Raw genomic sequence first — 13,751 nt, forward strand, 5'->3', positions numbered from 1 at the left:
TCCGGTAACGCAGGCAGACTGGCTGGTCAGTATTGGACTGGATGAATCCGGCGAAATCGGTCTATCGATTAAACCTGCCGGGTTTTTATCAGTCGTAGTTTTCATGGTGGGCCGTTTGCGGCTCACCGTTTCACATGTGCGTCGCAGTCAGGGCGCTCAGTCGTATCAGGAGCCCCGTGCAATGACGCGCACTCAAAAGACGTTGGTCTGGACCCTTTCCACTTTCCTTACCTTATTGATGGTGCTGGTGCTGATCATCGTGTTCTTCGACTGGAATCGGATCAAACCGCCACTCAACGCCAAGGTTTCCGAAGAGCTGCACCGCGCTTTCGCCATCAACGGCAATCTGTCGGTGGTCTGGCAGCCCGAGCCCGATGAAAGCGGCTGGCGCGCCTGGGTGCCGTGGCCTCATGTGGTGGCCGAAGACTTGAGCCTGGGCAATCCCGACTGGTCGAAACAGCCGCAGATGGTCACTCTCAAGCGGGTGGAACTGCGTATTTCACCCCTGGCATTGCTGGCGCAGCGAGTGGAGATCCCACGTATCGATCTCACCGAGCCCAATGCCCAACTGCAACGCCTGGCTGACGGGCGCGCCAACTGGACCTTCAAATTCGACCCAAAGGACCCGAACGCCGAGCCTTCGAGTTGGGTGCTGGATATCGGTGCGATCGGCTTCGACAAGGGCCACGTCACCCTCGACGACCATAGCCTGAAGACACAACTCGACGTGCTGATCGATCCGTTGGGCAAACCGATTCCGTTCAGCGATATCGTTGGCGACAAAGCGGCGAAAGCTGCGCAGGAAAAGGGCTCGTCACCCCAGGATTATGCGTTCGCCCTCAAGGTCAACGGCCAGTACCACGGCCAGAAACTCGTGGGCCAGGGCAAGATTGGCGGGCTGTTGGCGTTGCAGGACGCGGCACGGCCGTTTCCGCTTCAGGCACAGGTGAAGATCGCCGATTCCAGCGTTGAACTGGCCGGCACCCTGACCGATCCGCTGAACCTTGGCGCCCTGGACCTGCGCCTGAAACTGGCCGGCACCAGCCTGGGCAACCTCTACCCGCTGACCGGTGTGATCCTGCCGGACACGCCACCTTATGCCACCGACGGCCATCTGATCGCCAAGTTGCACGAGGTGGGTGGCGCAGTGTTCCGCTATGAGGAATTCAACGGCAAGATCGGCGAAAGCGACATCCATGGCAATCTGACCTACGTGGCCAGCCAGCCACGGCCAAAACTCAGCGGCTCGCTGTTGTCCAATCAATTGCTGTTCGCTGACCTGGCACCGCTGATCGGTGCCGACTCCAACGCCGAACAGAAGGCCCGGGGCGGTGACAGCAAACAACCGGCGGACAAAGTGCTGCCGGTCGAAGAATTCAAGACCGATCGCTGGCGCGATATGGACGCCGATGTCGAGTTCACCGGTAAGCGCATCGTGCACAGCGAAAAACTGCCGTTCAACGACCTCTATACCCATCTGGTGCTCACCGACGGCGTACTCAGCCTCGAACCGCTGCGTTTCGGTGTGGCCGGCGGCAATCTGGATGCGCAGATTCGCCTGAACGGGCACACCGATCCACTGGAAGGCCAGGCCAGACTCACGGCGCGAGGCTTCAAGCTCAAGCAGTTGTTCCCCGGCTTTGAACCGATGAAAACCAGTTTCGGCGAACTCAACGGCGACGCTGATATCAGCGGGCGCGGCAATTCGGTGGCCAAACTGCTGGGCAGCGCTAATGGCAATCTGAAAATGCTGATCAACGATGGTGCCATCAGTCGCGAATTGATGGAGCTGGCGGGCCTGAACGTCGGCAACTACGTGGTCGGCAAGATCTTTGGCGACAAGGAAGTGAAGATCAACTGCGCCGCCGCCGACTTCGGCATCCAATCCGGCCTGGCGAGTACCCGCTTGTTTGTGTTCGACACCGAGAACGCCATCATCTACATCGACGGCACGGCGAACATGGCGACTGAACAACTGGACCTGACCATCACCCCGGAATCCAAGGGCTGGCGCCTGATTTCATTGCGCTCGCCGTTGTATGTGCGCGGCAAGTTCATCAAGCCCGATGCCGGGGTCAAGGCCGTACCGTTGATGTTGCGCGGAGCCGGGATGGTGGCGCTGGGCGTGATCGCCGCACCGGCCGCAGGTTTGCTGGCGCTGGTGGCGCCAAGCGGCGGCGAGACGAACCAGTGTGCGCCTTTGCTGGAGCAGATGAAGGCCGGCAAGGCGCCGAAGACTGTCAAAAACTGAATTTGTTGGTGAACAGTGTTCAAGCGTCCCGACTCCGGGGCGCTTGAACGGCCTACGAGGCTTGATTTTTCAACTCGAGTCGGTGGGCTCATGGATTTGCAATAACTCCGTTTCCATCCTGCTACCCAGTTTCTTGAGAATGTCATCTCTTACGCGATTGTATTGGCGCCCATCCAGCAAGGTACTCATAAGCCAAATGTTGGTCTTGTGTTCGTTGGTGGCGTTCAAAACCGGCTGGTCGAGAATATCTATTGCAATCTCTTGGGCTGTTTCGAACGCCACTTGCAGAGTTACCACGGTTTTATCGTTGCGAATAATCGTCAGCAGAATAGCCGTTGAAACCAGTATGTCCGTGGTGGTGTTGCTCAGAGTAGCGTTTCTTTGAAGTTTCTCGACGATTGCCTTGATCGCTGGCGAATCACTCTGGAGATTGGCCAATTGATCCAATGCATTAGTGAGCGCTTGCCGTTCATCTTGTGGTAAAGCACTCCCGGCGCTTTGTTCAATAATATTCAAAAGGCTACTGTTTTCAAATTCGAGTTGCTGGGTCGTCCGGCTATTGACAGTCCAGCCAATTTTTTGAACGGTATCTGTATAAGTTGGCCAAGAAACTTCACGATGTCTGCTTTTTTGTGCTGCCACCAACTCGCCTAGCAGACTGGAGGCTAGAATGTCTTTTTTAAAACTGTCGGTGTGCGAACCACAGAAAATTGTTATGTTGCCATTGACCAGCCAGGTATCAATTGTTGTTTCTTTCATATTTTGACCTGCGCGCAGTGGGTGCGAAAAGTTGTTTAAATCGGCGCGCTATGGCCGATTTAAACATGTCAGTGGCTGTTAGAAGTCAGGCAGGTCTTCAATGAATTTCTTACCGCTGTCGCTGAACTTCTTGTACAGGTCGCCACGCAGGCCGGAAAAAGTCTTAGTGTCCAGGTAAGTGCGCACTGCGCCCGTTTTTATCGTGGTTGACTGGCGGGTCGATTTCCAGAACAGAATGCCGCGGGTGCTCTCCCTTGCATCCAGGGCGATGCAGTTGAGGACCATGTTTGGTTGCCCGCCGTTATCAAGCCAGATCGGTGCGATATCGAATTTTGCCTGAGTGCCCAGCTTGGAGTTGCGGTCAAAAATCTGAATGGCACCGGGATTTTTCTGTACTGCCTCAACGGCCTTTTTCGCAACGTCAGCCAGAGTTTTAGCAGCATTGCTGCCGATCAATCCTGCTGTCACTTCCAGGGCCACCTGATCCATCGTCAGGCCAACGCGCTTGATTGTGACTTCCTGGATGTTCCTGTTTTGAGTCACCCAGCCTAGTTTGCTCAGGCCGTCAACATAGTAGCGATACCATTCAAAGAGTTGCGCGTCTCCGGGGAAGAGTTTGGTAGCGGCGTTCTGCATGACCAGTTTGCACAAGTTGACGTCGTCGATGGTGTCTTGCGAAACACCGGGCAGAAACGCATCGATGGTGCCAGGCATTACACTGGCGGTGGGTTTGTTGACGTCATGTTCGGGTTGGTCAGAGAACGTACTAATGACAGGTGTCGAGCGTTGCGTGATGATAGGGAATGTTGGCAGGGAATCAATAAATTCGAGTCGTTGTTCAAGTAGCATGAAAGTAATCCTTTACTTGTTGGTGTGAACAGCCGGCTGGCTGTGGCTGTTAGAATAAGTATGTGGATTTTAAAGTCTAGTTGTGGATTGTAACTTCAGGTTTTAGTTGTGTTTGGTGTTTGGTGTTTGGTGTTGTTTTAATGCATGTGGTGAACTTAAGTTGTTGTTCAACTTGAAAGCACTTGAGCGGTTGTCGAACCTTGATCAGCGCACCGCATGCCCGGACAACAACGCTTCTTCACGCAACCACGCAAAAAAAGCCCGAACCGGTGGATGTCGCTCACGCCCCGGTACGCACAATGCGCTGTAGCCGGCGCCATCGACCTGGACTTCCCCCCGGTATGGCAACAACAGACCACTGGCCACGCTTTCCGACACAAGAATATTGCTCGCCAGCACCAAGCCTTGCCCGGCAATCGCCGCTTGCAGGGCGTAATGCTCTTCGTCGTATTCGCGCACGGCGGGCCGGCCGCTCAGCCAGGTTTCGCCGGAGCGAGCGCACCAGGCCTCCCAGCCATGGGCATAGAGTTTGGAGTTATGCCAGCGCACGCTGATCAGCGTTGGGGTGCGGTTCGACGCCAGGGCCACTTGTTCGGGCGAACCGTAGACGCCGAAAGACTCATCGAACAGGCACTGACCGTACAGGTTGGGGTAGTCGTCGAGGCTGTAGCGCAGCACCAGATCGACACTGGCGTCCTGGTGCAGGTCGATGACTTCGCAGTGGGTATCGAGGCGCACGTTGATGTTCGGATGACGGGCGTAGAAGCGCCCCAACCGTGGTACCAGCCACAGGGCGGCGAAAGCAGCGGTGGTGGAGACTGTCAGGCTGGCGCCGCTGCGTTGCGGGCGCAGGGTATCGACACTTTGCGCCACTTCGAGGAAAGCCCCGTGCAGGCTCTGGAACAGCCGTTCACCGCATTCGGTCAGTCGCACCCGGCGTGGCAGGCGCTCGAACAACGGCACGCCGAGCCAGCTCTCCAGGGAGCGGATCTGGTGGGACACCGCCGTCGGGGTGACGGACAGTTCTTCGGCGGCGGCCTTGAAGCTCAACAGGCGTGAGGCGGATTCAAAGGCCCGCAGGGCGGTCAACGGCAACGAGGCAAACATTGAACACTCCATGGATGAAATGGATTCATCCGGACTGATTTCTGCTCATTTGAACGAGGACGCTGGTGAGCTTCAAGCTGCAAGCCACAAGCCGTTTGAGTTTAGCCCTGAGGAGAGACAGATGAGTAGAATTCTTGCTGTTCACGCCAGCCCACGTGGTGACCGTTCGCACTCCCGGCGTTTGGCCGAAGTGTTTCTGTCGGCCTGGCAGGCCCGCCATCCACACTCGCAGTTGACCCGACGCGAAATCGGTCGTGCCCTGATTCCGCCGGTAAACGAGGCATTCGTGGCCGCCGCGTTTTACCCCGAGCCCGACGCCCGGCCACTGTCGATGCAGGCCGACCTGGCACTCAGCGATGAACTGGTTGGCGAGCTGCTTGGCCACGATGTGTTGCTGATATCCACGCCGATGCACAACTTCAGCGTACCGAGCGGCCTCAAGGCCTGGATCGATCAGATCGTGCGGGTGGGGGTGACCTTCGATCACACCCTGGACAATGGCGTGGCCCAGTACGAGCCGTTGGTACAGGGTAAAAAGGCCCTGATCATCACCAGCCGTGGCGGCTTCGGTTTTGGCCCGGGCGGCGAACTGGAAGCCATGAACCATGCCGACCCGCTACTGCGCACGGTGCTCGGATTCATCGGCATCACCGACGTCACCGTGGTCGCTGCCGAGGGCGAAGAGTCCGCCGAGCGCAGCTTTGAAATCTCTGCCGCCGAGGCTGAGCAGCGCTTGTTGGCACTGGCCGGGGAGTTCTAGATGGCCTGGCTGTTTCTGCTGGTCGCCGCCGGGTTCGAAGTCACCTTCGCCATGGGCATGAAGTACGCCGAGGGCTTCACCCGGCTCTGGCCTTCACTGGTCACCGTGGTGGCCGCTGTGGGCGGGATCTACTTCCTGACCCTGGCCATGCGCGAGTTGCCGGTGAGCATCGCGTACCCGATCTGGACCGCCATCGGTTCGCTGGGCACGGTGTTTCTCGGTTTCGCGCTGCTGGGTGAAAGCCTGACCGTGATCAAGCTGGTCTCGGTCGGGCTGATCGTGGCAGGCGTAGTGGGGTTGAAGTAGGGAGGATGACATAGACTTGTCGCTGAGTTGTCATCTTCGCTGGCGATGCTTGGCGGATGTCTTGCATCACGCTTTGCGTCACCGTCCGACCACAAGGATGTCCGCCCATGTCGCAAGGTTCTGCCCCGCGCTACCCGCTGGTGCTGGTCCCGGGAATGCTCGGGTTCATCCGGTTGGTGCTTTATCCGTACTGGTACGGGATCGTCGAGGCGTTGCGCCATGGCGGTGCGGTGGTGTTCGCCGTGCAGGTCTCACCGCTCAATTCGAACGAAGTGCGCGGCGAGCAATTGCTGGCGCGCATCGACGAAATCCTGCGGGAAACCGGGGCCGCCAAGGTCAACCTGATCGGCCATAGCCAGGGCTCGCTGACCGCCCGTTATGCAGCGGCCAAGCGTCCTGACCTGATCGCTTCGGTGACCTCGGTGGCGGGGCCGAACCACGGTTCGGAGCTCGCCGATTACCTGCACGAGCAATACCCCCATGACAGTGTCCGTGGTCGTCTGTTGTGCTTTTTACTGCGAATGGTTGGGACGCTGATGGGGTGGCTGGATACCGGTTACCGCGGGCCGAAGTTGCCGGTGGATATCCATGCGTCCCATCACTCCCTCACCAGCGCTGGCGTGGCGCTGTTCAACCAGCGTTATCCACAGGGGCTGCCCGAGACCTGGGGCGGTCAGGGGCCGGAGGAGGTCAATGGCGTGCGCTATTACTCCTGGTCCGGCACGTTGCAACCGGGCATAACGGATCGAGGGCGCAATCTGCTGGACGGCACCAACCGCAGCTGCCGGCTGTTCGCCAAAACCTTCGTCCGAGAAGTCGGGCATTGCGACGGCATGGTCGGGCGCTACAGCTCGCACCTGGGCACGGTGATTGGCGATGAATATCCGCTGGATCACTTCGATATCGTCAACCAGTCGCTGGGGCTGGTGGGCAAGGGGGCCGAGCCGATCCGCTTGTTTGTCGAGCATGCGGCGCGGTTGAACGCGGCAGGGCTTTAGACCTCCACAAAAAGCTAGGAGCGGCCCAACACCGTCGTCCAGCGCTCGGAAACAATCACTCCACCCAAGGTCAACACCCCGCCCACCAGGTGATACAGCGCCAGTTGTTCATGCAGCACCACCGCCGCAATCAATGCGGTAATCAACGGCAGCAAATTGAAAAACTGCGTGGTCCGGCTCGGCCCCAAACGCACCACGGCCTGCATCCACGCCAGCGGCGCGACCATCGAAGCCAGCAGGCAGGCGTACAGCACCAGCGGAATGTTTTGCAGGGTCGGGCCGACTTTCGGCGAGGCGATGAACAATGGGAACAGCACCACCACGGCCACCAGCACCTGCAGATACAGGAGCACCAGTGGCGGCAGTTTCAGTTGCCATTTTTTCAACAGGGTGCTGTAGACCGCGTAGGCCAGGGTGGCGACCAGCATCATTGCGTCGCCCAGGTTGACCCCGTGTTCGAGCAATGCGCCAAGGCTGCCGGACGACACCACCACCAGAACGCCGGCGAATGACAGCACCGCACCGGCCAAGGCGCCCATGGTCAGGCGCTGGCCGAGGCTGATGATCGCCATGGCAAGCGACATCAGCGGCATCAGTGACAGGATGATGCCCATGTTGGTAGCCGAGGTCAGGCTCGCAGCGAAGTACGCCAGGCTTTGATAGACCGCCATGCCGAGAACGCCGAGGACAAAGATCTTGCCCAGTTTCGGGCGGATCAGCGGCCAATGGGCGAGCATCGGTTTGAGCATGAAGGGCGTGAACAGCAACCCGGCCAGTAGCCAGCGGTAGAAACCGATCTCGGCGGGGAAGATCGCCCCGGCCGACATTTTGGTGATCACGGTGTTGCCGGCCCAGATAAAAATGGCCAGCAGGGGATAAGCGTATTGCATCGGGAAAAACCAGAACGTTAATGAAGGGCAATTATCCACTTGTCTGGATGCAAGCCTATACTTCAACCCAGACAACCGGCCCCTGATGACGGACAGCATGAGCAGTAAACACATCGACCTGCTGGATTTCAGCGAACTGCCGTCGGCGGTGTATTTCCGCTACGCCGATTTCGACGCCCACGAATACGCCGCGCCCCATCGACATCCGTGGGGGACGCTGGAATACGCCGCCCATGGCGTGCTGCACATGGACGTCGAGGGCAGCCGTTTCATGTCACCGCCGCAATACGCAGTGTGGGTGCCGCCGCAGATCGAGCACAGTTTCTACAGCCACCAACCGGTCAACTACCGTGCGGTGTGCCTGGCACCCAAAGTCTGCACCGATCTGCCGCCGCGGGCCTGCACCCTGGCCATCAGCGACATCCTCAAGGCGATCCTCAAGGACTTCGCCGCCCGCGACGTGAAAATCCCCGATCAGGCCGCCGACCAGCGTCTGGCCCAGGTATTGGTGGACCAGTTGCAACAGGCTCCGGTGCACGAGTGCTACCTGCCTTATGCCAGCAGCCCAAGGTTGCTCGGGATCCTGGAAGCGTTGCAGGCCGAGCCAGGGGATAACCGGCCGCTGTTGGAATGGGCCGCACGCATCCATGTCAGCGAGCGCACCCTCGCGCGGCAGTTCGTGCGGGAACTGGGCATGAGTTTCGGTGAGTGGCGTCAGCGCCTTCGTTTTCTGGCAGCGATCGAGGCGCTGGATAGTCAGCGCAGCATTCAGGAAATTGCCTTCGACATGGGCTACAGCACCGGCTCGGCGTTTATCGCGATGTTCCAGCGCCAGGCCGGATGTACGCCTGAGCAGTATCGCCGCAGCCATTTGGAGAACAGGAAGGTGTAACAGGGGTTGTCTACACTCCAGTACAAGGCCGCGCCCCTCGGCGTGGCGACCAGGAGAAAACTCCATGAAGATGATGCGTGCCCCTTTGTTGATGATCGGTTTGCTGCTGTGCTCCCAGGGATTTGCCGCCAATACGGCCCAGCAAGAGAAGATGACCACCTGCAATGCCGATGCTACGGCTAAAAGCCTCAAGGGCGACGAGCGCAAAGCCTTCATGAGCACCTGCCTGAAGGCGACTCCGGCGGCAAACGATGCCGGTAAGGCCTTGACCCCACAGCAAGAGAAGATGAAGACCTGCAACGCCGACGCCGCCACCAAAGCCCTCAAGGGTGACGAGCGCAAGGCATTCATGAGTGATTGCCTGAAGAAAAAATAAACCCGGTTCAGGAACTGTGGGGGCTGTGTTGGCCCCATCGCGAGCAAGCTCGCTCCCACATTTGCCAGGTGTACCCGGTTCCACTGTGGGAGCGAGCTTGCTCGCGATGAGGCCAGTCGAGGCGCTGCAAACATCCAGAGCCCCCACTAAGGTCGCCCCACACAATCCCTAGTGCTCGCACCGGATCGCTGGCAGACTGCCAATCCTTTTTACGCCGTTCGTTTTTGAGGCTGTATGCCAACGTTTTCTCAGCGTCAAGTCTTGCTGGTCATCAGCTGGGTCATCATTTTTGGCGGGCTACTGCTGGTCCTGCCGCTACGGTTGCTGCCCAGCCTGCTCGCCGGGCTGCTGGTGTTCGAACTGGTCAACATGCTCACCCCGCAACTGCAACGGCTGATCGAAGGCCGGCGCGCGCGTTGGCTGGCGGTGGCGTTGCTGGGGACTCTGATTGTCAGCGTGCTGTCGCTGATCTTTGCCGGTGCCTTCAGCTTCCTGCTGCACGAGGCGGAAAACCCTGGCGCGTCCCTCGACAAGTTCATGGGGGTGGTCGACCGCGCACGCGGGCAACTGCCACCGTTCATCGACGCCTACCTGCCGGCCAGTGCCGCGGAGTTCCGCGTGGCGATTGGCGAGTGGGTCAGCAAACACCTCAGTGATTTGCAATTGGTGGGCAAGGACGCGGCGCACATGTTCGTGACCTTGCTGATCGGCATGGTGCTGGGTGCGATCATTGCCTTGCAGCGTGTGCCGGACCTGACCAAGCGCAAACCGCTGGCTGCGGCTCTGTTCGAACGTCTGCACCTGCTGGTCCAGGCGTTTCGCAACATTGTGTTCGCCCAGATCAAGATTTCCTTGCTCAATACCTTCTTCACCGGGATTTTCCTGGCGGTGATCCTGCCGATGTTCGGTATCAAGCTGCCGCTGACCAAAACCCTGATCGTGCTGACGTTCCTGCTCGGCTTGCTGCCGGTGATCGGCAACCTGATGTCGAACACCCTGATCACCATCGTCGGTTTGTCGTTGTCGATCTGGGTCGCTGTGGCGGCGCTGGGTTACCTGATCTTTATCCACAAGCTCGAATACTTCCTCAACGCGCGCATCGTCGGCGGGCAGATCAGTGCCAAGTCGTGGGAGTTGCTGCTGGCGATGCTGGTGTTCGAGGCCGCGTTCGGCCTGCCGGGGGTGGTGGCGGGGCCGATTTACTACGCGTATCTGAAGAGTGAGTTGAAGCAGGTGGGGATGGTTTGATCTGCTTCAGATCTAGCTGTTGATCAAATTGTGGCGAGGGAGCTTGCTCCCGCTGGGGCGCGTAGCGGCCCCAAAAATGGGACTGCTGCGCAGTCCTACGGGAGCAAGCTCCCTCGCCACAGAGATTGTGTTCAGTCCATGGAGCCGTATCGCTTGGCCGCTTCAATCGCCAGACCGCTACCGATACTGCCAAAGATGTTCCCTTCCACATGCCGCGCCTTCGGCAACATCGCCGAAACACTGTTGCGCAGTGCCGGAATCCCGCTCGAACCACCTGTGAAGAACACCGTATCAACCTGATCGACCCGCACATTGGCGTCTGTCAGCAGTTGGGTGACGCTGTTGCGCACCCGCTCCAGCAGGCTGTCGATGGCCGACTCGAATAGTGCACGGCTCAGGTCCACGCTCAGGCCCGCTTCAATGCGGTCCAGCGGCACGTGGCGGCTTTCGGCGTGGGTCAGCTGGATCTTGGTTTCTTCCACTTCCATGGCCAGCCAGTGCCCGGCGCGCTGTTCGATCAGCTTGAACAGGCGGTCGATACCGCCGGTGTCTTCGATGTCGTAGCGCATGCTACCCAGGGCCAGTTGCGACTTTTGCGAGTACACCGAGTTGATGGTGTGCCAGGTCGCCAGGTTCATGTGGTGACTGGTGGGCATGTAGGCGCCGCTCTTCATGCGGCTACCATAGCCGAACAGCGGCATCAGGCCTTGCAGGCTGAGCTGTTTGTCGAAGTCGGTTCCGCCGATGTGCACGCCGCCGGTGGCGAGGATGTCCTCGTGGCGGTTATTCACACCCCGACGCTCCGGCGAAAGGCGCACCAGGGAGAAGTCGGAGGTACCACCGCCGATGTCGACGATCAGTACCAGCTCTTCTTTCTCGATGGTCGACTCGTAGTCGAACGCCGCGGCAATCGGTTCGTACTGGAACGAGACTTCCTTGAAGCCGATCTTGCGTGCCACGTCTACCAGGGTGTCCTCGGCTTCTTTGTCGGCCATCGGGTCATCGTCGACAAAAAACACCGGGCGGCCCAGCACCACTTCTTCGAATTCCCGACCGGCGGCGGCTTCGGCGCGGCTCTTGAGCTGGCCGATGAACAGCCCGAGCAGGTCCTTGAACGGCATTGCCGTGCCGAGGACGCTGGTGTCGTGCTTGATCAGCTTGGAACCCAGCAGGCTCTTGAGCGAGCGCATCAGGCGGCCTTCGTAGCCTTCCAGGTACTCGTGCAGCGCCAGCCGGCCGTACACCGGGCGACGTTCTTCGATATTGAAGAAGACCACTGACGGCAGGGTGATCTTGTCGTCCTCCAGCGCGATCAGCGTTTCCACGCCGGGGCGCAGCCAGCCGACAGTGGAGTTGGACGTGCCAAAGTCGATACCCAAGGCACGGGCTGGAGATGCGTTGTTCATGTCTTTCAGGTTCCGGTTAAAAAACGGCCGCGCAGTGTATGTCAGAGCGCGCCAGATTCGAAGGCCGGTTATCTGCTAATTCTTCGCAGACAATGCCTTGAAAGATGGGTCATCCCCCCCAAACTACCCTGCATCAACCGGACAGCCGCGGGAGTGCTCGCAAGAAGCCCCGCATGCTGCCGATAAACTTCTGCTGCGCCGCCCGGTCACAAACTTGAGATCGGTCAAACCAATGGCTGCAAACAAGCGCATGCTGTGGCCTGTGGCGCGATTCTGATAACGGATGGTGATTCCCTCGATGGACTTCAAAGACTATTACAAGATTCTCGGTGTGGAGCCGACCGCAGACGATAAGGCGATCAAGGCCGCCTATCGCAAGCTGGCGCGCAAATACCACCCCGACGTCAGCAAGGAAAAGGATGCCGAGGCGAAGTTCAAGGACGCTTCGGAAGCCTATGAAGCGCTGAAAAGCGCCGATAAACGCGCCGAATACGATGACTTGCGCCGCTATGGCCAGCACGGCCAGCCGTTCCAGGGACCACCGGGCTGGCAAAGCCGTGGCGGTTTCGGTGGCGGTGGCCAGGACACGGGCGATTTCTCGGACTTCTTCAGTTCGATCTTCGGCAACCGTGGGCCTGGTTTCAGTGGTGGTGGACAGTCGCGTCGCAGTACCGGACGTCGAGGGCAGGACGTGGAAATGGAGCTTGGGGTTTTTCTCGAAGAAACACTGTCGACCGAATCGAAGAAGGTCACCTTCCAGGTACCGCAGTACAACGCGGCCGGCCAGCATGTGAGCAACACCAGCAAGAGCCTGAACGTGAAGATTCCGGCCGGTGTAAGCGACGGCGAGCGTATTCGCCTCAAGGGGCAGGGCGCACCGGGTGCCGGTGGCGGGGCCAATGGCGACCTGTACCTGACGATCCGTTTTGCACCGCACCCGAAATTCGACGTCGAAGGCGAGAACCTGATCATCACCTTGCCACTGGCGCCGTGGGAACTGGCGCTGGGCGCTGAAGTCGCCGTGCCGACCCTGACCGGCAAGATCAACCTCAAGGTCCCGGCCGGCAGCCAGAACGGCCAGCGCATGCGCGCCAAGGGCCATGGCCTGATGAACAAGGCCGGTGAGCGTGGTTACCTGTTCGTGCAACTGAAAGCCGTGATGCCGAAGAAATCCGACGATGACATCAAGGCCCTGTGGCAGGAGCTGGCGAAAAAAGCCGCGTTCGACCCGCGAGAGCATTTCTGATCCCTTAGAACCAAGGAGTCACTGACTATGAGCAGTCCCCTGATCGTTCAACTGGACATGGCAGAATTCTGTGAGGCGGCCGAGTTGTCGGACGTCTACGTGATCGAAATCGTCGAGCACGGCATCCTCGAACCTCAGGGTTCTCAGCCCAAGGACTGGGTTTTCAACGACTACGAGCTGACTCTGGCCAAGCGCGCCGCCAAGCTGCGGCGCGACCTTGACCTGGAATGGGAAGGCGTCGCCCTGGCGCTGGACCTGCTCGAAGAGGTCCAGCAGTTGCGGGCCGAGAACCGGATGTTGAAGCAGCGGTTGGGGCGGTTGGTGGTGGAGTAACTCAAAGAGTGGCACCCAACCTGTGGCGAGGGAGCTTGCTCCCGCTGGGCTGCGCAGCGGCCCCAAACATATCCGGTCAGCGCATTTCAACAGGTTCAGCGCAATTGCAGAGCTTGCGACCGCTTCGCACTCGAGCGGGAGCAAGCGCCCTCGCCACAAAAGCCTCCCCTCGGCAAACGTCTAGACCTTCCTGGTCAACACCACGGTAAACGTCGTGCCATCAATCTCACGGGAACTGACCTCGATCGTCCCCTGATAGTAGTCCCTTTGCCTGAAAAAAAACGACCGCTCATGCCGAGGCACAGGCGGACATGTCGATGGCGGTAGATA

The 13,751-nt window shown here is 59.2% G+C and carries 14 protein-coding genes; 9 read left to right on the top strand and 5 right to left on the bottom strand.

Annotated elements, in window-relative coordinates; genetic code table 11:
* Positions 1 to 181: 181 nt before the first annotated feature.
* Positions 182 to 2,251, top strand: a complete 2,070-nt coding sequence (locus KGB07_RS20110; protein WP_223466349.1) for an AsmA family protein — start codon at positions 182 to 184, stop codon at positions 2,249 to 2,251.
* A gap of 69 nt (positions 2,252 to 2,320) precedes the next feature.
* Here KGB07_RS20110 and KGB07_RS20115 read toward each other — a convergent pair whose 3' ends face one another.
* From KGB07_RS20115 to KGB07_RS20125, 3 genes are all read right to left on the bottom strand, one after another.
* The gene (locus tag KGB07_RS20115) at positions 2,321 to 3,010 is read right to left on the bottom strand and encodes a hypothetical protein (RefSeq protein WP_223466350.1); all 690 of its coding nucleotides are present in this window, start codon (positions 3,008 to 3,010) and stop codon (positions 2,321 to 2,323) included.
* 78 nt (positions 3,011 to 3,088) lie between these two features.
* The gene (locus KGB07_RS20120) at positions 3,089 to 3,859 is read right to left on the bottom strand and encodes a hypothetical protein (protein ID WP_046039887.1); all 771 of its coding nucleotides are present in this window, start codon (positions 3,857 to 3,859) and stop codon (positions 3,089 to 3,091) included.
* Between the two features lie 204 nt (positions 3,860 to 4,063).
* Positions 4,064 to 4,978, bottom strand: a complete 915-nt coding sequence (locus KGB07_RS20125) for a LysR substrate-binding domain-containing protein (protein ID WP_223466351.1) — start codon at positions 4,976 to 4,978, stop codon at positions 4,064 to 4,066.
* Between the two features lie 109 nt (positions 4,979 to 5,087).
* On the opposite strand from KGB07_RS20125, the gene KGB07_RS20130 reads away from it, so the two are divergent.
* The 3 genes from KGB07_RS20130 to KGB07_RS20140 all read left to right on the top strand — a co-directional run bounded on the left by KGB07_RS20130 (position 5,088) and on the right by KGB07_RS20140 (position 7,030).
* Positions 5,088 to 5,726 carry an FMN-dependent NADH-azoreductase gene (locus tag KGB07_RS20130; protein ID WP_223466352.1) on the top strand — a complete coding sequence of 213 codons (639 nt, stop codon included), beginning with the start codon at positions 5,088 to 5,090 and terminating at the stop codon, positions 5,724 to 5,726.
* Positions 5,727 to 6,032 carry a DMT family transporter gene (locus KGB07_RS20135; protein ID WP_046039891.1) on the top strand — a complete coding sequence of 102 codons (306 nt, stop codon included), beginning with the start codon at positions 5,727 to 5,729 and terminating at the stop codon, positions 6,030 to 6,032.
* Between the two features lie 107 nt (positions 6,033 to 6,139).
* Positions 6,140 to 7,030, top strand: coding sequence for an esterase/lipase family protein (locus KGB07_RS20140; RefSeq protein ID WP_223466353.1), 891 nt, complete (start codon positions 6,140 to 6,142; stop codon positions 7,028 to 7,030).
* A gap of 14 nt (positions 7,031 to 7,044) precedes the next feature.
* On the opposite strand, the gene KGB07_RS20145 is transcribed toward KGB07_RS20140, so the two are convergent.
* Positions 7,045 to 7,920: a DMT family transporter gene (locus KGB07_RS20145; RefSeq protein WP_223466355.1), complete on the bottom strand. Its 876-nt coding sequence runs from the start codon at positions 7,918 to 7,920 to the stop codon at positions 7,045 to 7,047.
* Positions 7,921 to 8,017: 97 nt separating this feature from the next.
* Between KGB07_RS20145 and KGB07_RS20150 the strand changes: the two genes are divergently transcribed.
* The 3 genes from KGB07_RS20150 to KGB07_RS20160 all read left to right on the top strand — a co-directional run bounded on the left by KGB07_RS20150 (position 8,018) and on the right by KGB07_RS20160 (position 10,436).
* Positions 8,018 to 8,812: an AraC family transcriptional regulator gene (locus KGB07_RS20150; protein WP_046039894.1), complete on the top strand. Its 795-nt coding sequence runs from the start codon at positions 8,018 to 8,020 to the stop codon at positions 8,810 to 8,812.
* A 64-nt stretch (positions 8,813 to 8,876) separates the two neighbouring features.
* Positions 8,877 to 9,188 (top strand): PsiF family protein, encoded by a 312-nt coding sequence (locus tag KGB07_RS20155; RefSeq protein ID WP_046039895.1) that lies wholly within the window; start codon positions 8,877 to 8,879, stop codon positions 9,186 to 9,188.
* Positions 9,189 to 9,422: 234 nt separating this feature from the next.
* A complete protein-coding gene (locus KGB07_RS20160; protein WP_046039896.1) occupies positions 9,423 to 10,436 on the top strand; it encodes an AI-2E family transporter in 1,014 nt (337 codons plus the stop codon).
* Positions 10,437 to 10,567: 131 nt separating this feature from the next.
* On the opposite strand, the gene KGB07_RS20165 is transcribed toward KGB07_RS20160, so the two are convergent.
* Positions 10,568 to 11,842 carry an Hsp70 family protein gene (locus KGB07_RS20165; RefSeq protein ID WP_223466359.1) on the bottom strand — a complete coding sequence of 425 codons (1,275 nt, stop codon included), beginning with the start codon at positions 11,840 to 11,842 and terminating at the stop codon, positions 10,568 to 10,570.
* 298 nt (positions 11,843 to 12,140) lie between these two features.
* Here KGB07_RS20165 and KGB07_RS20170 point away from each other — a divergent pair, with 298 nt between their 5' ends.
* Complete coding sequence (locus KGB07_RS20170) at positions 12,141 to 13,088, top strand: DnaJ C-terminal domain-containing protein (RefSeq protein ID WP_046039900.1); 948 nt, start codon at positions 12,141 to 12,143, stop codon at positions 13,086 to 13,088.
* A gap of 27 nt (positions 13,089 to 13,115) precedes the next feature.
* Entirely contained in the window at positions 13,116 to 13,421 is a 306-nt protein-coding gene (locus KGB07_RS20175) for a chaperone modulator CbpM (RefSeq protein ID WP_046039901.1), read from the top strand.
* Positions 13,422 to 13,751: the final 330 nt, after the last annotated feature.

Source organism: Pseudomonas sp. GL-RE-26, from assembly GCF_019956275.1.
In the GTDB taxonomy this organism is placed as follows: domain Bacteria; phylum Pseudomonadota; class Gammaproteobacteria; order Pseudomonadales; family Pseudomonadaceae; genus Aquipseudomonas; species Aquipseudomonas grandcourensis.

Coding starts and splice junctions, on each gene's coding strand:
- KGB07_RS20175 (WP_046039901.1), top strand. CDS start 13,116: ATGAGCAGTCCCCTGATCGTTCAACTGGACATGGCAGAATTCTGTGAG.
- KGB07_RS20135 (WP_046039891.1), top strand. CDS start 5,727: ATGGCCTGGCTGTTTCTGCTGGTCGCCGCCGGGTTCGAAGTCACCTTC.
- KGB07_RS20140 (WP_223466353.1), top strand. CDS start 6,140: ATGTCGCAAGGTTCTGCCCCGCGCTACCCGCTGGTGCTGGTCCCGGGA.
- KGB07_RS20115 (WP_223466350.1), bottom strand. CDS start 3,010: ATGAAAGAAACAACAATTGATACCTGGCTGGTCAATGGCAACATAACA.
- KGB07_RS20125 (WP_223466351.1), bottom strand. CDS start 4,978: ATGGAGTGTTCAATGTTTGCCTCGTTGCCGTTGACCGCCCTGCGGGCC.
- KGB07_RS20120 (WP_046039887.1), bottom strand. CDS start 3,859: ATGCTACTTGAACAACGACTCGAATTTATTGATTCCCTGCCAACATTC.
- KGB07_RS20160 (WP_046039896.1), top strand. CDS start 9,423: ATGCCAACGTTTTCTCAGCGTCAAGTCTTGCTGGTCATCAGCTGGGTC.
- KGB07_RS20165 (WP_223466359.1), bottom strand. CDS start 11,842: ATGAACAACGCATCTCCAGCCCGTGCCTTGGGTATCGACTTTGGCACG.
- KGB07_RS20150 (WP_046039894.1), top strand. CDS start 8,018: ATGAGCAGTAAACACATCGACCTGCTGGATTTCAGCGAACTGCCGTCG.
- KGB07_RS20170 (WP_046039900.1), top strand. CDS start 12,141: ATGGACTTCAAAGACTATTACAAGATTCTCGGTGTGGAGCCGACCGCA.
- KGB07_RS20145 (WP_223466355.1), bottom strand. CDS start 7,920: ATGCAATACGCTTATCCCCTGCTGGCCATTTTTATCTGGGCCGGCAAC.
- KGB07_RS20110 (WP_223466349.1), top strand. CDS start 182: ATGACGCGCACTCAAAAGACGTTGGTCTGGACCCTTTCCACTTTCCTT.
- KGB07_RS20130 (WP_223466352.1), top strand. CDS start 5,088: ATGAGTAGAATTCTTGCTGTTCACGCCAGCCCACGTGGTGACCGTTCG.
- KGB07_RS20155 (WP_046039895.1), top strand. CDS start 8,877: ATGAAGATGATGCGTGCCCCTTTGTTGATGATCGGTTTGCTGCTGTGC.